Origin of the sequence: Actinoplanes sp. NPDC089786 (assembly GCF_040684855.1) — a bacterium.
Classification (GTDB): domain Bacteria; phylum Actinomycetota; class Actinomycetes; order Mycobacteriales; family Micromonosporaceae; genus Actinoplanes.
Map to the genome: position 1 here is coordinate 484953 of NZ_JBFBGU010000003.1, position 23050 is coordinate 508002.

Sequence of the window (23050 nt, forward strand, 5' to 3'; positions counted from 1 at the left end):
CGCTAATGTTGCTTCGCGATGCGCGCTCCAGCCTGGCTTCCGATGCCCGCACGCCGCGCCCTCCGGGTGGTGCGGCGTTACTGGCGCGCGCTGCTGCGCCGCCTCCGCGTGCTGCTCGCGCCGGCCCGCCGCCAGTGGCGCCGCTCGCTCCAGCTGCGCGTCGTGGCCATCACCCTGGTCGCGTCCAGCCTGCTGGTCGGCGCGTTCGCCTGGCTGGTGGCCTACCGCAGCGCCGACATCCTGCTCGACCGGGCGCAGGACGAGGTCTTCGCCCAGGGCCGCAACAAGCGGGCGGTGGCCCAGGAACAGCTCAGCGTGCACACCACAGCGGTCGACGCCAAGCTGCCGCGAACGCTCGACGACACCATCCCGCTGCTCGCCGACGGCGGTGACCCGGCGGCCGGCAGCGGCGCGGTGGTGACCATCCGCTCCTCGCGCTACCTGACCATCCGGCCGGTCACCTCGACCAACATCGACACCAGCGAGCTGATCACCCCCGACATGGTGCAGGAGGTCGGCCGCAACCGGGTCGAGGCCAGCCAGATCCGCACGGCGGCGGTCAACGGCGTCGAGACCAAGTTCCTGGTGTACGGGACCCCGGTGCCGACCAACTTCGGTCAGCTCGAGCTCTACTACCTCGTGCCCCTGACCACCGAGGACCGGGCCGCCAACCAGATCCGCGCCACCGTGCTGGCCACCGGCTTCGCGCTGGTGCTCCTGCTCGGCGTGGTGGCCGCCCTGGTCACCCGCATGGTGGTGACGCCGGTGCGGGTGGCCGCCCGCACCGCCCAGCGGCTCTCGGCCGGCCTGCTCGACCAGCGGATGAAGGTGACCGGCGAGGACGACCTGGCCCTGCTCGCCGCCTCGTTCAACCAGATGGCGGCCAACCTCCAGCGTCAGATCGTCCGGCTGGAAGAGATGTCCCGCCTCCAGCGGCGGTTCACCTCCGACGTGTCGCACGAGCTGCGGACGCCGCTCACGACCGTACGCATGGCCGCCGATCTGCTCTTCTCCGAGCGCGCCGACTTCGACCCGGCCGTGGCCCGCAGCGCCGAGCTGCTCCAGGCCGAGCTGGACCGCTTCGAGAGCCTGCTCACCGACCTGCTCGAGATCAGCCGGTTCGACGCCGGCTTCGCCGCGCTCGACGCCGAGCACACCGACGTGACGCCGATCGTCGAGCGGGTCGCCGAGGGCCTGGCCGGCCTGGCCGAGCGGGTCGGCGTCGAGGTCGAGCTGCGCCTGCCGGAGGCGCCGGTGATCGCCGAGATCGATCCGCGCCGGGTCGAGCGGGTGCTCCGCAACCTGGTCGGCAACGCGGTCGAGCACGCCGAGGGCCGGCCGGTGCAGGTCACCGTGGCCAGTGACGACGCCGCCGTGGCGATCACCGTGCGCGACCACGGGGTCGGCCTCAAACCGGGCGAGGAGCGGCTGGTCTTCAACCGGTTCTGGCGGGCCGATCCGTCCCGGGCCCGGCAGACCGGCGGCACCGGCCTGGGCCTGTCGATCAGCGTGGAGGACGCCCGCCTGCACGGCGGCTGGCTGGAGGCGTGGGGCGCGCCGGGCGAGGGCGCCCAGTTCCGGCTGACCCTGCCCGTCCGGGCCGGCGACCGGCTGGTGGCCGCGCCGCTGCCGCTGATCCCGCGCGACCGCGAGGTGCCGCCGGTCGCGGCCGAGCCGGTCGAGGTGACCCGATGAGGCGCCCGCTGATCGCCGTCGTCCTGGCCGGCACCCTGCTGGCCGGCGGCTGCGGCATCCCGGACAACACCGTGGTGCGGCCGATCAACCCCGACCCGGTCGGCGGCGAGGTGAACACGACGCCCCAGGCGCCCGGCCGGGTGCTCCGCTCGGACACCACCAACATCAAGGAGTTCGCCACCAACTTCCTGCTGGCCGCGGCCGGTGACCAGGGCACCGCGGCCGATCGGGTCAAACAGTTCCTCAGCCCCGACGTGGCCGCCACCTTCCGCCCGCAACCGGACGGCATCAAGGTCATCCGGCTGGTCGGCGAGCCGCAGAACAATCCGGACGACCCGAACGTGACGATCCCGTACCGCGAGGTCGGCATGCTGCGGGCCAAGGGCGTTCTCGAGCCCACCACCAACCCCGAGACCGAGCAGCTCAAGCTCGAGATCGGCGAGGTGAACGGGCTGGACGGGCTCTACGTCCGCAAACCCGTGACGTACGTCTTCCTCGATGTCGACGCGCTGGACAACTACTACCAGAAGCAGACCATCTACTTCTGGAACCAGGAGCACTCCGGGCTGGTGCCCGACACCCGCTACCTGCCCCGCGACCTGCCCGCGACGCAGCGGCCCAACCAGATCATCGACTGGCTGACCAGCGGGCCGCAGGGCTGGCTGGGCAGCGTCGTCGAGCCGCTGCCGGAAGGCACCAAGGCGATCGGCAACGTGCCGGCCATCAGCAACTCGACGCTACAGATCAACCTCAGCGGGCAGGTGCTGCCCGAGAAGGATTCGGCCGGCGCGCTCCAGCGGCTTCAGCAGCAGCTGCGCTGGTCGATGCGCCCGCTGCCGAACACGCTGGCGCTCTCCATCGAGCACGAGGACCACACCTACACCGGCGACGACTACCTGCCGGCCAACCCGGCCTACCAGACCGAGGGGCCGGAACGGTTCGCGATCTACAACAAGCAGATCGTGCGGCTCGCGCACTCCGAGCGGCCGGGTCAGGCGGTGCCGATCGTCCGCCCGCAGGACAACAAGAACGTGCTCTCGGCGGCGCTGGCCATGTCCGGCTCCCGGTCGTACGCGGCCCTGGTGGTCGACGAGGGGAACCGGAAGCAGTCGCTCAAGGTCGGCGCGGCCGGGGCCGGTGAAGCGGTCACGCTCACCCGCAAACGGCTCCCGGCCGGCGCTGACGTCGGGCATCCGGTCTGGGCGGTGTCCCCGATCGGCGCCGACCCCGGCACCAACGGGCTGATCACGATGAACGGCGGGCTCTACAGCTTCCCGGCCGAGGGGTTCGGCTCGGCCGACGCCGGACTCACCGCGGTGCAATGGCCCGGCGGGGCGCCGGGCGCCATCACCGCGGTGGCCGTGGCGCCCGACTCGCACCGGGTGGCGCTGGTGGCCGGCGGCGCGCTCTACCTGTCCGGGCTCAGCTTCGGCGACGGCGGCCTTCAGCTGACCTCGCCACACGTCATCCGCACCGAGCTGCAGGACCTGACCGCCGTCACCTGGAGCAACGAGGAGTCGCTGGCGCTGGCCGGGCTCGAGCGCGGCACCGACCGCCGGTACGCGACCATGGAGGTGTCGATCGACGGCGCCTTCCAGTCCTACCGGCAAGACAGTCTGAGCTCGATCCCGGTCACCAACATGACCTCCCGTCCGGCCAGCCCGACCCGGGACGACTCCGGCGCCGTCGCCTACCTGATCGGCGACGCGGCCTACGACGAGCAGAAGGCCCAGAAGATGACGGTCGGCGACCTGGCCGTGAAGGTCGACAACCCGACCAAGGGCATCGTGCCGACCGCGCCGTTCTTCCTCAGTTGAGCCTGCTCCGCGACCTGGCCGACCTGGTCCTGCCGGGGTCGTGCGGCGGGTGTGGCGCCGAGCGGGAGCCGTTGCGCGACGGGGCCTGTGCGGCCTGCGTGGCCGAGGTGGAAGGGCTGCGGCCGTACGCGGCGTCGCCGGAATCGCCGCCGCCCGGGATGCCGCGCTGTGTGGCGGCCGGGGCGTACGAGGGCGCGGTGCGCGGGATGCTGCTGGCGTACAAGGAACGGGGCCGGCACGGCCTGGCCCGGCCGCTGGGCGCCGTTCTGGCCGCGGCGGTGGCCGAGGTGGCGCCGGACCGCTCCCGGCCGTTGCTGATCGTGCCGGTGCCCTCGACCGCCGCCGCGCAGCGTGAGCGGCTCGGTGATCACATGGCGCGACTGGCCACCCGGACTGTCCGTCGCCTCCGCGCCGCGGGCTGGGACGCTGCGGTGGCGCGACCGTTACGCGCGGCGCCGCGCCCGGACTCCGCGTCACTGGACGCGTCGGCACGGCGTGTCGCGGCTGAGAGTTCGCTGCGAATCCGGCCGACCCGAATCGGCGTTCCGACCCGCCGGACCACGATGAGGAGCACGCTGGTGGTGGTGGATGACATCGTCACCACCGGGGCCACGCTGGCCGCCGTGACGGCCCGGCTGGAGGAGGCGAACATGCAGGTCGCGGGGGCCGCGGTCGTTGCCGCCACCCGATTGCGGAGAGCCCTGCCCCACCCGAGCCCCGCCCGGCCGGCCCGAACCGGGGTCTGGACCTCTCGCCATGCGGGTGGTTCTGCGAACGAGGGGTGACGCGCGGGCGTCGGCAGGTTAGCGTCGTCATGACCAGGGTAGGCATCTTCGCCTACCCACCACCCGAAACGAGGTTGTTCCGCAGTCACATTTCTGCACCAACGTTGGGGGAGGTCACGAGTGGACATTGTCGTCAAGGGCCGCAACGTCGAGGTTCCCGAGCATTACCGGGAACATGTCGCCGACAAGCTGAGCAAGGTCGAACGCTACGACCAGAAGCTGATCCGGGCCGACGTGGAACTCTTCCACGAACGGAACCCGCGGCAGGCCGAGAAGTGCCAGCGCGTCGAGATCACCGTCATGACCAGAGGTCCCGTCATTCGCGCGGAAGCCTGCGCCAAGGACTTCTATTCAGCTCTGGATGCCGCCATCAGCAAGCTGGACGCCCGGTTGCGCCGCGCCGCCGACCGCAGACGCGTCCACCGCGGGCGTCACGCGCCCGTCTCGGTCGCCGCCGCCACCGCCGGCCTGCCGACCGATCTGCCGAACTTCGACCCGCCCGCCCAGGAGGCGGAGCCGGTTGCCGCCGCGCTCGTGGAACACGACGACACGCAGCCGTGGCGCATCGTCCGCGAGAAGGAACACCCCGCGGACCCGATGACCGTGGACGACGCCCTGTTCCAGATGGAGCTGGTCGGCCACGACTTCTACCTGTTCCACGACAAGGAGAGCGGCCGGCCGAGCGTCGTCTACCGCCGCCGCGGCTACGACTACGGCATCCTCTCCCTGGAACAGACGGGCTGACTGAGCCCCTCCGCTCCGCGGGATTCAGGTGTCAAACCCGCCTGTTCTTCACGGCTGGGTCGACACAGCGTTCAGTACGTCCTCCGGGAGGAGGACGTACTGGAGGTCGTCCTGGCGGGTGTCGTCCTTACCGGGCAGCCGGGAGCGCATGAACGCCTCCTGGCGGAACCCGGCCCGCTCCAGCACCCGCTGGGAACCCAGGTTGGTCGGCGTCGTGCCCGCGATCAGGCGGGCGATGCCGGTCTCCGCGAACACCCACAGTGAGATCAGTTTGGCCGCCCGGGTGGCGTAGCCGCGGCCGCGCCACTCCGGCAGCATGCTGTAGCCGATCATCGCCTGACCGGTGCCCGGCTCCATGTAGAACAGGCCGATGTTGCCGGTCGGGGTGCCCGTCGCCACGTCGGCGATGACCAGGTCAGCGCGGATGCCGGCGAGCCAGTGGGCCTCGGCCGCGGTGCACCGGTGCCTGATCTGCGCGGTGCTCGGCGGCGTCGGCGGGACGGTCGTCTCGACCACGTCACGCACCAGGTGCAGCGCGGTGTAGAAGGGGATGTCGTCCGGAACGAGGGGACGCAGCGTCACCACCCCGTCGGTCAGCTCGCCGCCCGGGAAGTCGGGCAGCAGCCGCGGCACCGGGCCGGGCGCGTCGCCGGCCACCCGGGCGAAGGCGACCGCCTCGGCGCGGGTGCCGTCGTCGTCGGCCAACACGCCGCGGCGTACCCCCTCGCGCGCGAAGCCGGCGGCCAGCGCGACCCGTTGCGCCGGCGCGTTCTGCCACGGGATCAGCAGTTCCAGGCGTGCCCAGTGGCCGGCGTCCAACGCCCAGCCGGCCAGCGCGGTCAGCGCGGCGGTGGCGACACCCCGGCGGCGGTCGTCCGGCCGGACCCAGAACAGCGCCTCGGCCTGCCCCCGCGCCGGGTCCTGGTGGTCGAGCGCCACGGCGCCCAGCAGCCGGTCGGTCGCCGGGTCGGCGATCGCCCAGGCGCCCGCGCCGGCCGCACCCCACCGGCTCGCCGGTTCCGGCCAGCCGGCCACCACGTCGTCCAGCTCGGCCTCGGCGAGCGCACGGAGGCGTACCCCCGTGCCATTGATCTCCGGAACGCTCACATCGCCGCCCTGTCGTCGCTCAACATCGATCCCAGCAGTCGTAACGGCGGCCGTCCTCCCGCGGTGACTGTCGCGGCCAGCCTTCCACGGCGGAGCCGGGCTTTGCCGCGACCCGCCCGCGAAGATCGACACTCCCGGGAAAATCGCCGTCCGTGGTGTTCACCACTACCACCGCGCCCGCCGCCGATCCACGGCGATCCTGCCCAGCGGCGCGCCCGGCTCAGCTTTCAGCGAACTGACAGGGTGGTTTCGCGGTGTTTGCGCGGTTAACGGGAGGCTCGGCTCACGCCTGGCAGGATGGGACGCCTACCATGGTTCGGCAGACTGTTTAGGGGAGCGCTGACCCGTGTCGATATTGGAAAAGGTCCTGCGCGCCGGCGAAGGCCGCATGGTGCGCAAGCTCAAGGCGATCGCTGACGCGGTCAACTCGATCGAGGATGACTACGTTGATCTGACCGACGATGAGCTGCGCGACCTCACGCAGCAGTACAAGGAGCGGTTCGCCGACGGCGAATCGCTCGACTCGCTGCTGCCGGAGGCGTTCGCCACGGCCCGCGAGGGCGCGCGGCGAGTGCTGGGCCAGCGGGCGTACGACGTCCAGCTGATGGGCGGCGCCGCGCTGCACTTCGGCAACATCCCCGAGATGAAGACCGGTGAGGGCAAGACCCTGACCGGTGTGTTCCCGGCCTACCTCAACGCGTTGAGCGGCAAGGGCGTACACATCATCACGGTCAACGACTACCTCGCCCAGCGTGACGCCGAGTGGGTCGGCCGGGTGCACGTGTTCCTCGGCCTCACCGTCGGCGTGATCCTGCCGAACCGCCCTTCGGCGGAACACCGCGAGGCCTACCTGTGCGACATCACGTACGGGACGAACAACGAGTTCGGCTTCGACTTCCTGCGCGACAACATGGCGTGGTCGAAGGGCGAACTGGTGCAGCGTGGCCACAACTTCGCCATCGTCGACGAGGTCGACTCGATCCTCATCGACGAGGCACGCACCCCGCTGATCATCTCCGGGCCGGCCGAGCACTCGCAGCGGTGGTACGGCGAGTTCGCCGCGATCGTCGGCCGCCTGCAGAAGGGCAAGGACGGCGAGGGCGACTACGAGGTCGACGAGGCCAAGCGCACCGTGGCCATCACCGAGCGCGGCGTCGGCCGGGTCGAGGACCGGCTCGGCATCGACAACCTCTACGAGTCGGTGAACACCCCGCTGGTCGGCTACCTGAACAACGCCATCAAGGCCAAGGAGCTGTACCGCAAGGACAAGGACTACATCGTCAACGAGGGCGGTGAAGTCCTCATCGTCGACGAGTTCACCGGCCGCATCCTGCACGGCCGCCGCTACAACGAGGGCATGCACCAGGCCATCGAGGCGAAGGAAGGGGTGGAGGTCAAGCAGGAGAACCAGACCCTGGCGACCATCACCCTGCAGAACTACTTCCGGCTGTACGAGAAGCTCGGCGGCATGACCGGTACGGCCCAGACCGAGGCCGGCGAGTTCAACACGGTCTACAAGGTCGGCGTGGTGAGCATCCCGACCCACCGGCCGATGATCCGCATCGACCACCCCGATGTCATCTACAAGACCGAGAAGGCCAAGTTCAACGCGGTCATCGAAGACATCGCCGAGCGCCACGAGACCGGCCAGCCGGTCCTCGTCGGCACGGTCAGCGTGGAGAACTCCGAGATCCTCTCCACCCTGCTCCGCCGCCGCGGCATCCCGCACAGCGTGCTGAACGCGAAGTTCCACGCGCAGGAGGCGACGATCATCGCCCAGGCGGGCCGCAAGGGCGGGGTCACCGTGGCCACCAACATGGCCGGTCGAGGCACCGACATCCTGCTCGGCGGCAACCCCGACTTCCTGGCGGCGGCCGAGCTGAGCCAGCGCGGTCTCGACCCGGTGGAGTCACCCGAGGAATACGCCAAGGCGCTCGAAGAGGTCATGCCCTCGGTCAAGGAGCGGTGCGAGGTCGAGGCGTCCGAGGTCATCGCGGCCGGCGGGCTCTACGTCCTGGGCACCGAACGGCACGACTCCCGCCGCATCGACAACCAGCTCCGAGGCCGCTCCGGCCGGCAGGGCGACCCGGGCGAGTCCCGCTTCTACCTGTCCCTCCAGGACGACCTGATGAAGCGGTTCCGCGCCGGTGCGGTCGAGGCGGTCATGGAGCGCTTCAACATCCCCGAAGACGTGCCCATCGAATCGAAGATGGTCACCCGCCAGATCCGCGGCGCCCAGACCCAGATCGAGGCCCAGAACGCCGAGATCCGCAAGAACGTCCTCAAGTACGACGAGGTCATGAACAAGCAGCGCCAGGTGATCTACGCCGAGCGCAAGCGTGTCCTCGACGGCGAAGACATGCACGAGCAGGCCCAGCACATGATCGACGACGTCATCACCGACATCGTCTCCGCGGCCACCGCCGACGGCTACGCCGAGGACTGGGATCTCGACCAGCTCTGGACCGGCCTCAAGCGGCTCTACCCCGTCACGGTCACCATCGACGACATCGTCGAGGAGAGCGGCGGCGAACGCAGCACCGTCGACCGCGACTTCCTCATCGAGCAGATGAAGCAGGACGCGCAGGCGGCCTACCAGACCCGCGAGGACGAACTGGGCGAGGAGGCGATCCGCGAGCTGGAACGCCAGGTCCTGCTGGCGGTGATCGACCGCAAGTGGCGCGAGCACCTGTACGAGATGGACTACCTGCAGGAAGGCATCAGCCTGCGGGCGTACGCGCAGCGCGACCCGGTGGTCGAGTACCAGCGCGAGGGCTTCGACATGTTCAACCAGATGATGGAGGGCATCAAGGAAGAGGCGGTCGGCTTCCTCTTCAACCTCGAGGTGCAGGTCGAGGAGCAGCCCACCATCACGGTCGACCCGAGCAAGGCGGTCGCCCTGCCCGACTCCGTCGCCTCCGGGCAGGAACACCAGGTCGAGGTCCGGGCCAAGGGCCTGGGCGGCGACCGCCGCCCGCAGAACCTGCAATACACCTCACCCGCCATCGACGGCGAAGCGGGCGACGGTTCCCCCGTCATCCAGCAGCAGCCGTCCGCGCCCGCCCTGGGCATCGGCGCCGGCGGCTCGCCCGTCCCCGCCGGCCCCGCCCACGCGGCCGCCAGCCGCCGGGCGCCCCGCACCAACCCGGCGCAGGCCGAATCGAACGGCCCGTCCCGCAACGCCCCGTGCTACTGCGGCTCAGGCAAGAAGTACAAGCGCTGCCACGGCGCCCCCGGCGGCGCCGCGTGACCCGCTCCAGCGGCTGACGCAGGACAACGGACAGCAGCGCCCGGCCAGATTGGCCGGGCGCTGCTGCCTTGTGGCGCCGGTGTCGCGCGAGGCATCCCTGCGTGCTGCCGCGCGCGCCGGCCCGGTGGTGTGGTGGCCCCCCTCGCCGTCAGGGACCACGCCCGGGCATCCCGGCGCCGTCCGCCCCGGCGCGACCCTCGGACGTCTGTCGCGCCGTGCGGTGGTTCCCGCCGCGCTGATTTCGGGTGAACGACATCGGCGCGGTGGTTGAGACCCAGGACGTCCGCCGCCCCTGTGCACGGCGGCCGCCCCGGGTGACCTGGGGTCAGAGCAGACGCAGGGCCGCCGCCATCCACCTCCGGCCCTGCAACTCCATCCGGAGCGCCAGCGCGCAGGTGCGGTCGCCGGCCAGCAGCAGAACCGTGGACTCGACGGCGCCGGGGCGCGGCTCGCAGAAGTGGAACTTCAGAACACCCACCGCACCCGGGCGCCGCGCGAACCGCCTCACCGACGCCGACCGGCTCGGTCCCTGACCGGTCACCTGCGCATCCCGCGCCGGCTGAGCACCTCGCGCTGGCCGGCCGGGCGTTGGTGCGTCTCGAGGTGTCGGCTGCGACGCTTGGTCAGTTGCGGCCGACCGCGCCGATGTTCTGTGGGCTGCTCGCGGGTCCTGGTCGGTGCTGTTCGGCCTCGTGCAACCACCCCGTTGCACGCCGCCGTCCTGATGCTCCTCATCGGCCGGATGGCCGCGCTCTCTATGAGCGATGCCGCCCACGCTTGTGGTCGTGCCGTTCGCCGTCGTGGCCGGGCTGCCGCGGCCGTCCGGATGGACGCAGTTTGGTCTCGTGCTCGGGTTGCCGCCGCTTGCGCTAGGCGGTGGGTGATCAGCGATTGCGAGGGCGGTGCCGCCGTTCGGTGGGCGGCGTTGGCGGAGGGTGCTGCTTGAGGAGCTGCCGCTGCGTAGCGCCGAGACTCGGCCGGTGCCCGAGACCGCCTCGGAGACCACCTTGGCGGCTTCCTTCGGCACGGTGAGCTTGGCCAGGTGGCCCGCGGGGCGGTAGCCGTTCAGGACCTCGACGAACATCTGCACGAACAGGCGCACGGCCAGTTTGGCGTCGCCGGCCGTGCCCGACGCCACCCGGGCGGAGGCGACCCTGCGGGCCAGGTGTTCGGCCGCCGGGGTCGGGGGTGGCTGCCTGGATCGGTCGGGGGCCGGCCAGTCGAGTGCCAGCTGGTTGGCCGTGTCCCAGCGCTTCGGCTCGATCTCGTCGTCGTAGGGCGGATCGCAGCTCGGCAGCGGGCGCACCCTCAGCGGCGGGTGCGGGCCGTGCGGAGCCACCTCGACGGTCGTCATGTCGCGCCACCAAACCCTTCGTTTGCCTACGTTTGCCTCTGACAGCGAGTCTTCACGGCGATGCGCGGACGCGTCAACGCCTGTGGATAACTCTCGATTGCTGCGGCTAGAACCGGCAAAAGTGGCAAAACAACGTGAGGGAGGGCCCAGGGAAGAGCGGTTAGTGGAATGGGCAGGCTGGAAAGGAGTTCCGCGCGGAAGGGAATTCTGCGGGGAGGGGCGAGCGCCAGATCAGTCGGGCTCGGGGGTGGAGAGGGGGTTGTTGGTCACCCAGTCGGCGGTTTCGGCGTACTTCTGCTCGATGTATTCCTCGAGCTTGGCCCGCTCGACCCGCCACTGGCCGCGGCCGCCGATCTTGATTGCGGGGAGTTCGCCGCTGCGGACCATGTGGTAGACCTGCGAATCGGAGACGTTCAGCTCGGCCGCCACGTCGGACAGCAGCATGAACCTCGACTCCACCGGACCCGTCTCCTCGCCGCAGCAATCCTGGAAACCCAGTTTGCCACCGTTTGCTTTCGATGGCTGTGCCGAACCTTGACGCAAGACTAGTCGACCGCGATGGCCCGCCCGGTGAGGGGGCTCGAATAGACCACGCTGGTCGTCACCGCGCCCAGCCCGCCGATCCGGCCGGTGACCTCTTCGAGGTGGCGCATCGAGCGCGCCAGCACCTTGAGCACGAAGCAGTCCTCGCCGGTGACGTGGTGGGCCTCGACGATCTCGGGCGTGCTGTCGAGCAGCGCGTGGAACGGCCGGTAGTTGCCCGTGGGGTAGCGCAGCCGCACGAACGCCATCACGCCCAGGCCGACCTGCTCCGGCGACACCACCGCGCGGTAGCCGGCGATCACCCCGGCCTCCTCCAGCCGCCGGACCCGCTCGGCCACCGCGCTCGGCGACATCGACACGGTGCGGGCCAGGTCGGCGAAGCTGGCCCGTCCGTCTTCCTGCAGCGCGCCGAGCAGCGCCCAATCCGTCCGATCCACGGTCACGCGCCCAAACTACCGTCGATTCCCCGGCCCGCAACAGCCCACGCCCTCGTGAGGACATGTCCAACCCGAGATCAACCCCATAATTTGGTACGCATGAAAGCAACCGAATTCTTCGAAGCTCGCCTGGCGTTCCAGACCGACGTCGCCGACGTACACACCGACTTGCCTTTGAAGAAAGTCAGGCTGGTCGACACCCGCGGCGACCACGCCTGGGACCAGGCCCATATCCCGGGGGCGATCCGGCTGGCCGACCTTCGGGCCGACGACGGGACGCCGGTCGTCACGTACTGCTGGGGTCCGGGCTGCAACGGAGCGACCAAGGCCGCCCTCGCTCTCGCCCAGCGGGGTTACGACGTGCGCGAGATGATCGGCGGCATCGAGTACTGGATCCGGGAGGGCTTCCCGACGGCCTCGAAGGACGGCGAGTCGCAGCGAGAACCGGACCCGCTCACCGCGCCGGCCTGCGGTTGCTGATAATGGCTGCGTGCCGATCACCGATCTGGTCCGTGTCTACCTGCCGGCCACGCTGCCCATGCTGGCCGCTCTGAAGGCCGCGGGTGAGCTCGGCGAGGGTCCATCGGTGGCGCACGCGGTCACTCCGGCTCTGCGGGAGTGGTACGCCGAGGGCGACGAGGAGGAACTCGAGTACGTCGCCTTCACCCGCGCCGCCCAGGCCGCCCTGGACCTGCTGCGGCAGGACCCGGACGCCCCGCGCCGCCGGGTCGTGGTGTCGGCCGACGTCGCCGCCTCCGCGATTGTCCGGGAGGCGGGCGAGCTGGGGTCGAGCACCGTGCGCCTGCCCCAGCCGGTGTCCCTGAAGGAGGTCGCCGCGGTCCACGTCGACGACCCGGACGCGGCCGAGGACATCGCCGCCGCCGTGGCCGTGGTCGAGGAGGCCCGGGCCGGCGACGAGGACGCCCAGTTCACGGTGGACGGCGCCGAGGACCACGAGCTGGCTTGGTACGCCGCTTCCGAGCTGGACGACCTGCTCCAGAAGTAGCCGCTCGCCGCGCCTGTGGACAGCGCGCCGAACTTGTCGTACCCCACGCCTACGTTTGCGCCCACCCAGTGGAAGGGGTGGGGGAGGCGGCGGTGTGCGCGCGCGACCAAAATTGATCTTGAGGGCGGTCAGGCGAGGAAGCGCAGCAGCCAGGGCAGGGTGTCGCGCATCGGGCTGGGGTCGCCGGCGGCGGCCAGTTGCTCGCCCAGGTAGTCGCCGTGGGTGCCGGGCACGATCATCAGCCGGGCGCCGGGGATCAGGGCCGCCATCTCGACCGTGTGGGCGTTGGTGGCGACGTCCCGGTCGGCGGCCAAGATCAGGGTCGGCGTGGTGATCGCGGCCAGGTCGGCCGGTGGCCAGTCCTGGAACGCCCTCATCTGGCCGCTGTCCAGGTCGAACAGCTGCTGCTGGTGGGCCGGGTCGGGGTTGAGGGCGGCGTCGGCGTCGCGGTAGAGCTGGGGCATCGACTCCAGGGTGGCCTGGGCCATGCCGTCCCAGAAGCCGTCGACCAGGCCGTCGCGGCGGTAGAACGCGGATGCCACGATCTGCCGGCGCACCAGGTCGGGGTGGCGCATGGCGAGCCGCAGGGCGACGTTGCCGCCGTTGCTGAAGCCGAGCACGTCGACCGGGCCGATGTCGAGCTCGCGGAGCACGGCCGCGACCTCGTCGGCCGAGTTCTCGAAGGTGATCGTGCCGCCGGCGTAGGGCGTCCGCCCGTGCCCCTGGAGCTCGACCGCGATGACCTGCCGGGTGTCGACCAGCAGGGGGATGAGGGCGCCCCAGTTGGTCTCGATCGTCGAGCCGCCACCGTGGATCAGCAGCAGTGGGGCAGCGCCGGCGACGGGCTGACCGTGCACCTCGCGGTAGAGACTCATTCGGCGTCCTTGGCGGCGGCGGGCGAGGCCGCGGGGGAGGAGGGAGCGGGATCGGCGGGTACGGCGGGCTTGAGGGTGCGGCCGACCGCGATCGTCGCGGTGATCGCCCCGACGAAGAGGATGATCATGGCGCTGTTCAGGCGGGCCCCGCTGAGCATCTGCTGGACGGTCTTCTCCAGCTCGGACACCTTGCCGGCGAGGTCGAGGACGCGGGCGCCGGCCGTACGCGTCAGAATCTCACCCACCATCTGGAGCACCCCGGGCCCGGCCCCGGCCAGCGCGAACCACGGCCAGCGCAGGCCCGACCCGCGGAGCAGGCGGTGGACCAGCACCCCGGCCACCACCCCGCTGACCACGGCCTGGGTCAGCGAGTACCAGTTGGCCGCCCCGACCTGTGACGAGGGCGAGTCCCCGGCGCCGAACATGCCGAACAGAACGCCCTGGGCGAAGGTCAGCAGCACTCCCACCACGAACACCGCGATGGCCGCCCAGCACAGCGCGGCCACCACCCGCGGGGGGCGGATGCCGCCGAGCGCCCCGCCGATCGTGGCGGCCGCGGCCACCGAGCCGGCGACCACGGCGTACACCCAGCCCTCGGTGTTGATCGTGAGCATGACCAGCCCGCCCAGCAGGCCCAGGATCAGTCCCGCCCCGGTGGCGATCGCGAAGCGGGCCGACGCCCCGCTGAAGCGGGAGAGCAGACGGACCGCCAGGAGGCCGGCCGAGGCGCCCGCGACCAGGCTGGCCGAGATGACGCCGGGCAGCGCGTACGCGGTGGAGGTGACCTCGAGGTAGACGTCCGAGCGGCCGGTGATGGTGGCCCGGGCCGACCACAGCAGGACGCCCATCCACAGCAATCCGGCGAAGGCCAGCGCGACGGACGAGAACCAGGCACGCTCGGTCGTGACGGTTGTCTCCTCCTGCGCGCTCATGAGGCCTCAGGGTACGCGCCACCGGGTCCGCGCCGGTGCGAGGATGAGTCGATCCCACAAGGAGTTAGGAGAACGCGCAATGGACGCGCAGATCTCGGTCCCCAGGCCGCACAACGAGCCGGTGCGTGGCTACGCCCCCGGCAGCCCCGAGCGGGCCTCGCTGCAGGCGCGGGTCGACGCGATGAAGGGCGAGCGGCTCGACCTGACCATGACGGTCGGCGGCAAGCAGACGATGGCCGGCGGAGAGCGGATCGACGTCGTCCAGCCCCATCGCCGGCACGAGGTGCTCGGCCAGACCGGCAACGCGACCAAGGCCGACGCCGCCGCGGCGGTCGAGGCCGCCCGCAAGGCCGCGCCGGGGTGGCGGGAGCTTCCGTACAGCGAGCGCGCCGCGGTCTTCCTGCGCGCCGCCGAGCTGCTGGCCGGGGGCTGGCGCGACACCCTGAACGCGGCCACCGTGCTGGGCCAGTCCAAGTCGGCGTACCAGGCCGAGATCGACGCCGCGTGCGAGCTGATCGACTTCCTGCGCTTCAACGCCGCCTTCGGGCAGCAGATCCTGAGCGAGCAGCCGGAGTCCTCCACAGGCGTCTGGAACCGGTTCGACCACCGGCCGCTGGAGGGGTTCGTCTACGCGATCACGCCGTTCAACTTCACCGCGATCGCGGGCAACCTGCCGTCCGCGCCGGCGCTGATGGGCAACACGGTGATCTGGAAGCCGTCGCCGACCCAGCAGCTGTCGGCGCACTGGACGATGCGGCTGTTCGAGGCGGCGGGCCTCCCGCCCGGCGTGATCAACATGGTGACCGGCGACGGGCTGGCGGTGTCCGACGTGGTGCTCAGCGACCCCGACCTGGCCGGCATCCACTTCACCGGCTCCACCGCGACGTTCCGCCACCTGTGGCGGACGGTGGGGGAGAACATCGACCGCTACCGGTCGTACCCGCGTCTGGTCGGTGAGACCGGCGGCAAGGACTTCGTCTTCGCCCACCCGAGCGCCGACGCCGACGCGCTGCACACCGCGCTGGTCCGGGGCGCCTACGAGTACCAGGGGCAGAAGTGCAGCGCCGCGTCCCGCGCCTACGTGCCCCGGTCCATCTGGGAGGGCGGGCTGCGCGACCGGCTGGCGGCCACGGTCGCGAGCGTGCGGTACGGCGATGTGAGCGATCTGTCGACGTTCGGCGGCGCGGTGATCGACGGGCGGGCGTTCGCCAAGCACGCGTCCGCGCTGGACCGGATCAAGAACAGCGCCTCGTGCACCGTCCTCGCGGGTGGGACGGCCGACGACCGGGAGGGCTGGTTCGTCGCGCCGACCCTGGTGGAGTCGACCGACCCGACCCACGAGATCTTCACGACCGAGTTCTTCGGACCCATTCTCGGTGTGTACGTGTATGAGGACGGTGACTTCGACGCTGCCATGGCCCAGGCGGAGGCGGTGTCCCCGTACGCGCTGACCGGCTCGATCTTCGCCACCGATCGGACGGTCCTCGATGGTGCCGCGGCGGCGATGCGGTTCGCGGCCGGCAACTTCTACATCAACGACAAGCCGACCGGCGCGGTGGTCGGGCAGCAGCCCTTCGGCGGCGCCCGGGGCAGCGGCACGAACGACAAGGCCGGGTCCGTTTTGAACCTGTACCGGTGGGTCTCGCCGCGGACCATCAAGGAGACGTTCGAGCCGCCGGTCGACTGGCGTTACCCCCACATGGGGTGATCGTCCCTTTTCGGCGCTGCTGCGTTAATTCGCAGAAGGCTGACGCGGCAGCGCCGCCCTTTTGGTCCGAATCCTCACCCGGATCGCCGTCTGGGCGAATCACTGTGCCATCTTATCGCGTGACACTGATCCACATGGGTAAAACGCCCGGTCACGACCCTCGTGGTCGGACTGTCTGTGCGGGACAGTCGCTTGTGGAGACGCAAAATGGACGGATCGGGCGATATCCTGGACGCCGGGCGAACAAAGTGGCAGCTTAGAAGCCATGCCCGACACACAGATCAACCCAACGGCTGCCGCCCTTTTGGGCCTGCTTCACGAGGGCCCGCTGACCGGCGGTCAGCTTATGGCGGCTGCCGAACGCCGCCTCGGGCCGTACTGGTCGATGACGCGGAGCCAGGTCTACCGCGAACTACCCGTGCTCGCCGAATTGGGCTTTGTCCGACTAGGCAAGCCCGGCCCACGGTCCAGCCAGCCCTATGCCATCACCGCCGCCGGCAAGCGTGCCTTCAGCCGGTGGCTCGCCGAGTCGCCCGGCCGCGATGCGATCCGTAACCCGGTCGCCCTGCGGGTCGCCTTCGGCCAGCAGCACTCCGGCAACCAGCTGAAGTCGCTCTACACCGGCGCCAACGAGTACCACTCGGAGGCCCTCGCGATGGCCCGCGAACAGGCCAAGGAGGCGAAGAAGGCCGGCGACCAGTACGGCGCCGCCGCCCTCGAGTTCGCCGTCGCGTACCACAAAGCCGCCCTGAGCTGGCTCAAAGTCGCACCCGCAGAGTGAGGCCGTACTGAACGTCCAGGTGCCGCTCGGCCGGGTCACCGGCCGGGCGGCGTAGTCTTACCGGTTGTGAGTTCAGCCGACTTTCCCGAACAGCTCAAGACCCTCGACGCCACCCTGCGCAACATCGAGAACGTCCTCGACGTCGACAAGCTGCGGCGGGACAAGGCCGAGCTCGAGGAGCAGGCCTCGGCCCCCGACCTGTGGGACGACCAGGCCCGGGCTCAAGAGGTCAATTCACGTCTGGCCTACGTGGGCGGCGAGATCGCCCGCATGGAGAAGCTGCGGACCCGGCTCGACGACGCCGGCCTGCTGCTCGAGATGGCCGAGGACGCGTCCGACGAGGCGTCCATCGCCGAGGTCGGCACCGAGCTGACCTCGCTGGCCAAGGCCATCGAGGAGATGGAGGTCCGCACCCTCCTCTCCGGTGAGTACGACTCCCGCGAGGCCGTGGTGGCCATCCGGGCCGGCGCCGGTGGGGTGGACGCCGCCGACTTCGCCGAGATGCTGATGCGGATGTACCTGCGCTGGGCCGAGCGCCACGGCTACCCGACCGAGGTCTACGAGACCTCGTACGCCGAGGAGGCCGGCCTCAAGTCGGCGACCTTCGCGGTCAAGGTCCCGTACGCGTACGGCACGTTGAGCGTCGAGTCCGGAACGCACCGTCTGGTCCGGATCAGCCCGTTCGACAACCAGGGCCGCCGGCAGACCAGCTTCGCCGGCGTCGAGGTGATGCCGGTCGTGGCACAGACCGACCACATCGACATTCCGGAGAACGAAGTTCGCATCGACGTGTACCGCTCGTCGGGGCCTGGTGGACAGAGCGTTAACACCACCGACTCCGCTGTACGGCTCACGCACATTCCGACAGGCATCGTGGTGACCTGTCAGAACGAGAAGTCGCAGCTGCAGAACAAGGCCTCGGCGATGCGGGTCCTGCAGGCCCGGCTGCTCGAGCGCAAGCGGCAGGAGGAGGAGGCCAAGATGGCCGGCCTCAAGCACGACACCACCGGTTCCTGGGGTGATCAAATGCGCTCCTACGTGCTGCATCCCTACCAAATGGTCAAGGATCTGCGCACCGAGCACGAGGTCGGCAACCCCACCTCGGTCTTCGACGGCGACCTCGACCAGTTCATCCAGGCCGGCATCCGCTGGCGGAAGACGAGCCAGCTCGCCGAGTGATCCTCCCCCGGGGCCCCGGGCCGCCGGTGAACATGAGTGCAGATGATGCCGACCAGCCGACTTGGCGTTTTCGTTACACCGCGTAGACTCTGCTCCCGTGATTCAGCTCGAGAACGTGACGAAGACGTATCCCAAGGCGTCTCGCCCGTCGCTGGACAACGTCAGCGTCGGGATCGAGAAGGGTGAGTTCGTCTTCTTCATCGGCCCCTCCGGTTCCGGCAAGTCCACCATCATCAAGTTGCTGCTGCACGAGGTCGCGCCGAGCAACGGCAAGGTGGTGGTGAACACCAAGGACGTGACAACCCTGCGATCCTGGAAGATCCCCCACTTCCGGCGCTCGATCGGCTGTGTCTTCCAGGACTTCCGGTTGCTTCCCAACCGGACGGCGTACGAGAACGTCGCCTTCGCCCTCGAGGTCATCGGGAAGACCAAGGCGGTGGCGCGTCGCGTCGTCCCCGAGGTCCTCGAGCTCGTCGGCCTCGGCGGCAAGGAACACCGCTACCCCCACGAGCTCTCCGGTGGTGAGCAGCAGCGCGTCGCCGTGGCGCGGGCGTTCGTCAACCGGCCGCTGATCCTGCTCGCCGACGAGCCCACCGGAAACCTCGACCCGGACACGTCGATCGAGATCATGCGGCTGCTCGACCGGATCAACCGCACCGGCACGACGGTCGTGATGGTCACCCACGACTCCAACATCGTGAACCAGATGCGCCGCCGGGTGATCGAGATCGAGAGCGGGCGGATCGTCCGCGACCAGGCGCGCGGCGTCTACGGCTGACCTGCGCACCTACTCCGTGCCCGCCCTGTTCTCCCACTGAAGGAAACCCCCGATGCGGTTGAAATACGTCCTCAACGAGGTCCTGGTCGGTCTGTGGCGCAACGTCACGATGACCGTCGCCATGATCATCACCATGTCGGTCTCGTTGACGATGCTCGGCGCGAGTGTCCTGCTGTACATGCAGGTCGACCAGATGAAGAACTTCTACTACGGCGAGATCGAGGTGTCGATCTTCCTGCGGGACGACGTCACCGAGCCGCAGCGCGCGGCCATCGATCAGGCGATCGCCGCGAACCCCCTGGTCGAGTCCAAGCAGTACGAGAGCAAGCAGCAGGCGTTCGACAAGTTCCAGGTGATCTGGCGTGATTCGCCGGACTTCATCAAGTCGGTCACCCCGGACAGCCTCCCCGAGTCGTTCCGGGTGAAGCTCAAGGACCCCGAGCAGTACGCCACGTTCGCCGACCAGATGCGCAGCATGCAGGGCATCCAGGACATCGTCGATCAGCGCGAACTGCTCAAGAAGGTGTTCGACATCTTCAACTCGATCCAGGTGATGGCCCTGGTCGTGGCGGGGGTGATGGCCTTGGCCGCGTTGCTGCTGGTGGGTAACACCATCCAGGTCGCGGCGTACAGCAAACGGCGCGAGGTCGCGGTCATGAAACTCGTCGGCGCGTCCAACTGGTTCATCCAGGCGCCGTTCGTGCTGGAGGCGGTCGCGGCCGGCCTGATCGGCTCGATCCTCGGGTTCGTCTTCCTGTTCGTCAGCAAGGTGGCGCTGCTGGACGGCCGGCTCCAGGCGCTCACCAACGTGCTGACGCCCATCCCGAACGGCAACGTGTGGCTGATGCTGCCGCTGCTCGCCGGGGTCGGCGCCCTGGTCAGCGCGGTAACCGCCTGGGTCACGCTGCGGTTCTACCTGCGCGTCTAGCGCTGCCCGCCACCCAATAGCCGCATCCAGCCGTGGATGTGGCTATTGGTCGTTTTGGGCCTTAAAGGCATTTGGGCGGAGTACGGTGCGGATGTGGGGTCCAGTCGAGGTAACCGTCGTCGCGGCATCCGCACTCGGAACAGCGCCAGAGGACTCCGCGGTCTGCTGGCCGTGCTCTCCGTCCTCGCGGTGACCCTCTCCGGAGCGCCGGCGGCCGCCGACCCCAAGGGCGACGCGCGGAAGGCCGCCCGGGCCGTCGACCGGGCCGAAGCCGTGCTCGAGGACGCCACCGTCCAGGCCCGCGCCGCCGCCCAGCGGCTGGAGATCGCCACGGCCGCCCTGCCCGCGGCCCAGCAGAAGGTCGCCGCCGCGCGGGGCGTCGTCGCCGCGGCCCGGGCGCAGGCCAACACGGCGCGGCGGAAGGCGGACGCGGCGCGGACCGCGTACCAGAAGATCAAGGGTCGTTTCGCCAAGGCGCAGGACCAGGTCGAATCGGCCCGTGACCGGGTCGACGAGATCGCGTCGGCGAGCTACATGGGCGGGGACATCGCCGCGATCAACGTGCTGGTCGGCGCGACCGGCCCGCAGGACGCGATGGACCGGCTCGGGCTGGTCGACCAGGTCATGCGCAAGCAACAGAAGACCGTGGACGTGGTGGTCGCGGCGCGGCGCGATGTGCGGACCGAGCAGGACCGCGCCGGGCTGGCCGAACGCGCCGCCGAGGCCGCCGAACAGGACGCCAAGGACAAGTTCCAGGTCGCGCGCCGGGCCGAGGACGCCGCCGAGGACGCCCAGGCCGCGGTGGCCGCGCTCGCCGCCAGCCGGCGCCAGGCCATGGTCGTCGCCAACACCCAGCGGGCGATCGTGCTCGCCAAGTACCGCGACGCGCAGGCCGACGAGCAGCGGGTGGTCGCCGCGCTGCAGGCCTGGGAGACGCGCAACGGCGGCGGTGGCTCGTACGCCGGCTCCTACCATGGCGGAACCCTGCTGATGCCGGTGCACGGCTGGAAGTCCAGCGACTTCGGCACCCGCTACGACCCGTACTACCGCGTCTGGCAGTTGCACGCGGGCACGGACATCGCGGCCGGCGACGGCGCACCGATCCGCGTGGCGGCCGACGGGCGGGTCATCCGCGCCGGATACGCGGGCGGATATGGCAACTACACCTGCGTCAGCCACGGCAACAAGCTCTCCACCTGCTACGGACACCAATCCGAGATCGATGTGTACGTCGGGCAGCACGTCCGCCGCGGCCAGGTGATCGGGAAGGTCGGCACCACCGGCGCCTCCACCGGCAGTCACCTGCACTTCGAAACGCGGGTGAACGGCGTACCCAAGAATCCCTTGAAATACCTGCCGTCCTGCCTCTGTTAGATTGAGCGGTCGATTTCCGTTCTTGGTCAGGAGTGCAGTCATGCCGCGCGAACAGGGGCGCAAGGTCGTGGCCTCGAACCGGAAGGCGCGGCACGATTACGCCATCACCGACACCTACGAGGCCGGGATGGCCCTCACCGGCACCGAGGTCAAGTCGCTGCGGGCCGGCCGGGCCTCGCTGACCGACGCGTTCGGCCACGAGAACAACGGCGAGATCTTCCTGCACGGCATGCACATCCCGGAATACACACAGGGCACGTGGACCAACCACGAGCCGCGCCGGGTGCGCAAGCTGCTGCTCAACCGGGCCGAGATCCTCAAGCTGCAGGGCAAGCTGCGCGATGACGGCGTCACGCTGGTGCCGCTCTCGGTCTACTTCCACAACGGGTACGCGAAAGTCGAACTTGGGCTGGCCAAGGGTAAGAAGGCGTACGACAAACGTCAGGACCTGGCCAAACGGGACGCCCAGAAAGAGATCGACCGGGCCATGGGCCGACGTGGCAAAGGAATGTCCTGACCGATAAGGTGCCTGCGTGCAATTAGTTGCCCGGCATCGATATGTACTGGTCGTGGCCCTGGTACTCGCCAGTATCGGGGTGACCGGTCTGGTGGTCCGCCTCAACCGCGACCCCGCGCCGGGCAAGCCGCTGATGGTCTCGCCGGCCCTGCCCTCGGTGGCCGAGTCGCCGCCACCACCGGCGGTCGTGGTCGGCGCCGCGCCGCCGTCGACGCTGCGTAAGTCGCCCGTGGCCTCAAAGTCACCGTCGAAGTCGGCGTCCCCGTCCCGAACACCCTCCAGGTCCCCGTCGGCCAGGCCCACCAGGACCACGCCGCCGGCGGCGTCCTCGATCTACGCCCGGTACTCGGTGCAGCGCGGCCGCGGCGACGACGTCCGGGGCTTCGGGGCGGTCCAGAACACCGGGAACGGGGCCGGCAGTTGGACCATGACGCTGACCTTCGAGTCGGGCGTCGACATCACCGGCGCCTCCGGGGCGACGCTCTCCTCGGGCGGAAACGTCGCGGTCTTCCGCGGCGGCTCGCTCGGACCCGACCGGACGACCATGTTCTCGTTCCGCGGCGACGTCGGCCGGGGCGCCTCCATCCGCCCCCTGAGCTGCTCGATCAACGGCAAGAGCTGCTCCGGCGGCGGACGCCGCTGATACCGGGATGATCCGCGGGGCGGGAAGCGTTATCCTTAGGGTTCGCGCCCACCACGGGCGCGGCATGTCCAGGGGGTGACTGGTTTCGACTTCGTACGTGGAGACAGGGGAAGCGAGCCGAGGAAGCCGACGTCGTCTCGAGAATCGGTCGTCGGAAAACTATAAGCGCCAAGAACGATAGCGCTGACTCTTACGCTCTCGCCGCCTGAGGCGAGTAGCTGAGTCTGGTGGTCTGGGAGTACCTCCGGCCCAGTAACCGCCATCAGCTAGGAGGTTGGCCAACCGGACCCGGTCGCGGGGTCCGTGCGGCGAGATTAATCAGCGACTGGGCCCGTCACACCAACTTGCTCACGTGATTGGTGGGGCCGAGTAGAGGCACAGTGAGCTGCGCTCGGAGAAGCCCTGACGAAACACCGAAGGACCCGGGTTCGATTCCCGGCACCTCCACCGCAAGATCAAATGATGCCCCGGGCCCGTTGGGCCGGGGCATCATTTGATCGACGTGCTTCGCGCACGGCGACCGGATCTGGGTTCGGCTGAAGTCCCCGGTGGGATGAGCTCGCCGAGATTTGACACGGCATCGATGCCGTGCCTGGC

At 69.9% G+C, this 23050-nt stretch carries 21 protein-coding genes and 1 other RNA gene; 16 read left to right on the forward strand and 6 right to left on the reverse strand.

Annotated elements, in window-relative coordinates:
* Nucleotides 1-42 precede the first annotated feature (42 nt).
* The 4 genes from mtrB (at nt 43) to raiA (ending at nt 5041) form a co-directional block, all read left to right on the forward strand.
* Nucleotides 43-1695, forward strand: coding sequence for an MtrAB system histidine kinase MtrB (mtrB, locus tag AB0O15_RS16190; protein WP_364318937.1), 1653 nt, complete (start codon nt 43-45; stop codon nt 1693-1695).
* Nucleotides 1692-3512, forward strand: coding sequence for an LpqB family beta-propeller domain-containing protein (locus AB0O15_RS16195; RefSeq protein ID WP_364318939.1), 1821 nt, complete (start codon nt 1692-1694; stop codon nt 3510-3512). The genes mtrB and AB0O15_RS16195 overlap by 4 nt, the downstream gene beginning before the upstream one ends.
* Entirely contained in the window at nt 3509-4297 is a 789-nt protein-coding gene (locus AB0O15_RS16200) for a phosphoribosyltransferase family protein (RefSeq protein ID WP_364318940.1), read from the forward strand. The genes AB0O15_RS16195 and AB0O15_RS16200 overlap by 4 nt, the downstream gene beginning before the upstream one ends.
* Before the next feature lie 120 nt (nt 4298-4417).
* Nucleotides 4418-5041, forward strand: a complete 624-nt coding sequence (raiA, locus tag AB0O15_RS16205) for a ribosome-associated translation inhibitor RaiA (protein ID WP_364318942.1) — start codon at nt 4418-4420, stop codon at nt 5039-5041.
* 48 nt (nt 5042-5089) lie between these two features.
* Here the strand turns inward: raiA and AB0O15_RS16210 are convergent, their stop codons facing one another.
* A complete protein-coding gene (locus AB0O15_RS16210) occupies nt 5090-6148 on the reverse strand; it encodes a GNAT family protein (RefSeq protein WP_364318944.1) in 1059 nt (352 codons plus the stop codon).
* Between the two features lie 346 nt (nt 6149-6494).
* Here AB0O15_RS16210 and secA point away from each other — a divergent pair, with 346 nt between their 5' ends.
* Complete coding sequence (gene secA, locus AB0O15_RS16215) at nt 6495-9398, forward strand: preprotein translocase subunit SecA (protein ID WP_364318946.1); 2904 nt, start codon at nt 6495-6497, stop codon at nt 9396-9398.
* 325 nt (nt 9399-9723) lie between these two features.
* Here the strand turns inward: secA and AB0O15_RS16220 are convergent, their stop codons facing one another.
* The 3 genes from AB0O15_RS16220 to AB0O15_RS16230 form a co-directional block, all read right to left on the reverse strand.
* On the reverse strand, nt 9724-10752 hold the full coding sequence (locus tag AB0O15_RS16220; RefSeq protein ID WP_364318948.1) for an Rv3235 family protein: 1029 nt from the start codon (nt 10750-10752) through the stop codon (nt 9724-9726).
* A 231-nt stretch (nt 10753-10983) separates the two neighbouring features.
* Entirely contained in the window at nt 10984-11196 is a 213-nt protein-coding gene (locus AB0O15_RS16225; RefSeq protein WP_364319057.1) for a helix-turn-helix domain-containing protein, read from the reverse strand.
* A 101-nt stretch (nt 11197-11297) separates the two neighbouring features.
* Entirely contained in the window at nt 11298-11738 is a 441-nt protein-coding gene (locus AB0O15_RS16230; RefSeq protein ID WP_364318950.1) for an Lrp/AsnC family transcriptional regulator, read from the reverse strand.
* 93 nt (nt 11739-11831) lie between these two features.
* Between AB0O15_RS16230 and AB0O15_RS16235 the strand changes: the two genes are divergently transcribed.
* Together AB0O15_RS16235 and AB0O15_RS16240 are read left to right on the forward strand one after the other, a co-directional pair.
* Nucleotides 11832-12212 carry a rhodanese-like domain-containing protein gene (locus AB0O15_RS16235; RefSeq protein WP_364318952.1) on the forward strand — a complete coding sequence of 127 codons (381 nt, stop codon included), beginning with the start codon at nt 11832-11834 and terminating at the stop codon, nt 12210-12212.
* Between the two features lie 58 nt (nt 12213-12270).
* Entirely contained in the window at nt 12271-12738 is a 468-nt protein-coding gene (locus AB0O15_RS16240) for a hypothetical protein (protein WP_364319058.1), read from the forward strand.
* Nucleotides 12739-12866: 128 nt separating this feature from the next.
* Here AB0O15_RS16240 and AB0O15_RS16245 read toward each other — a convergent pair whose 3' ends face one another.
* Both AB0O15_RS16245 and AB0O15_RS16250 read right to left on the reverse strand, forming a co-directional pair.
* Nucleotides 12867-13613, reverse strand: coding sequence for an alpha/beta hydrolase (locus tag AB0O15_RS16245; protein ID WP_364318954.1), 747 nt, complete (start codon nt 13611-13613; stop codon nt 12867-12869).
* Complete coding sequence (locus AB0O15_RS16250) at nt 13610-14545, reverse strand: hypothetical protein (RefSeq protein WP_364318956.1); 936 nt, start codon at nt 14543-14545, stop codon at nt 13610-13612. Before AB0O15_RS16250 ends, AB0O15_RS16245 begins: the two co-directional genes overlap by 4 nt.
* A 79-nt stretch (nt 14546-14624) precedes the next feature.
* Between AB0O15_RS16250 and pruA the strand changes: the two genes are divergently transcribed.
* The 9 genes from pruA to ssrA all read left to right on the forward strand — a co-directional run bounded on the left by pruA (nt 14625) and on the right by ssrA (nt 22903).
* Nucleotides 14625-16253: an L-glutamate gamma-semialdehyde dehydrogenase gene (gene pruA / locus AB0O15_RS16255; RefSeq protein WP_364318957.1), complete on the forward strand. Its 1629-nt coding sequence runs from the start codon at nt 14625-14627 to the stop codon at nt 16251-16253.
* Between the two features lie 265 nt (nt 16254-16518).
* Nucleotides 16519-17034: a PadR family transcriptional regulator gene (locus tag AB0O15_RS16260; RefSeq protein WP_364318960.1), complete on the forward strand. Its 516-nt coding sequence runs from the start codon at nt 16519-16521 to the stop codon at nt 17032-17034.
* A gap of 66 nt (nt 17035-17100) precedes the next feature.
* Nucleotides 17101-18213: a peptide chain release factor 2 gene (gene prfB, locus AB0O15_RS16265; protein WP_364318962.1), complete on the forward strand. Its 1113-nt coding sequence runs from the start codon at nt 17101-17103 to the stop codon at nt 18211-18213.
* 97 nt (nt 18214-18310) lie between these two features.
* Complete coding sequence (gene ftsE, locus AB0O15_RS16270; RefSeq protein ID WP_364318963.1) at nt 18311-18991, forward strand: cell division ATP-binding protein FtsE; 681 nt, start codon at nt 18311-18313, stop codon at nt 18989-18991.
* Nucleotides 18992-19043: 52 nt separating this feature from the next.
* On the forward strand, nt 19044-19919 hold the full coding sequence (ftsX, locus tag AB0O15_RS16275; protein ID WP_364318965.1) for a permease-like cell division protein FtsX: 876 nt from the start codon (nt 19044-19046) through the stop codon (nt 19917-19919).
* 171 nt (nt 19920-20090) lie between these two features.
* The gene (locus AB0O15_RS16280) at nt 20091-21293 is read left to right on the forward strand and encodes a M23 family metallopeptidase (RefSeq protein ID WP_364318967.1); all 1203 of its coding nucleotides are present in this window, start codon (nt 20091-20093) and stop codon (nt 21291-21293) included.
* A 40-nt stretch (nt 21294-21333) separates the two neighbouring features.
* Nucleotides 21334-21810 (forward strand): SsrA-binding protein SmpB, encoded by a 477-nt coding sequence (smpB, locus tag AB0O15_RS16285; RefSeq protein ID WP_364318969.1) that lies wholly within the window; start codon nt 21334-21336, stop codon nt 21808-21810.
* A gap of 52 nt (nt 21811-21862) precedes the next feature.
* Entirely contained in the window at nt 21863-22453 is a 591-nt protein-coding gene (locus tag AB0O15_RS16290) for a hypothetical protein (protein WP_364318971.1), read from the forward strand.
* Nucleotides 22454-22524: 71 nt separating this feature from the next.
* Nucleotides 22525-22903: a transfer-messenger RNA gene (ssrA, locus tag AB0O15_RS16295) on the forward strand.
* Nucleotides 22904-23050: the final 147 nt, after the last annotated feature.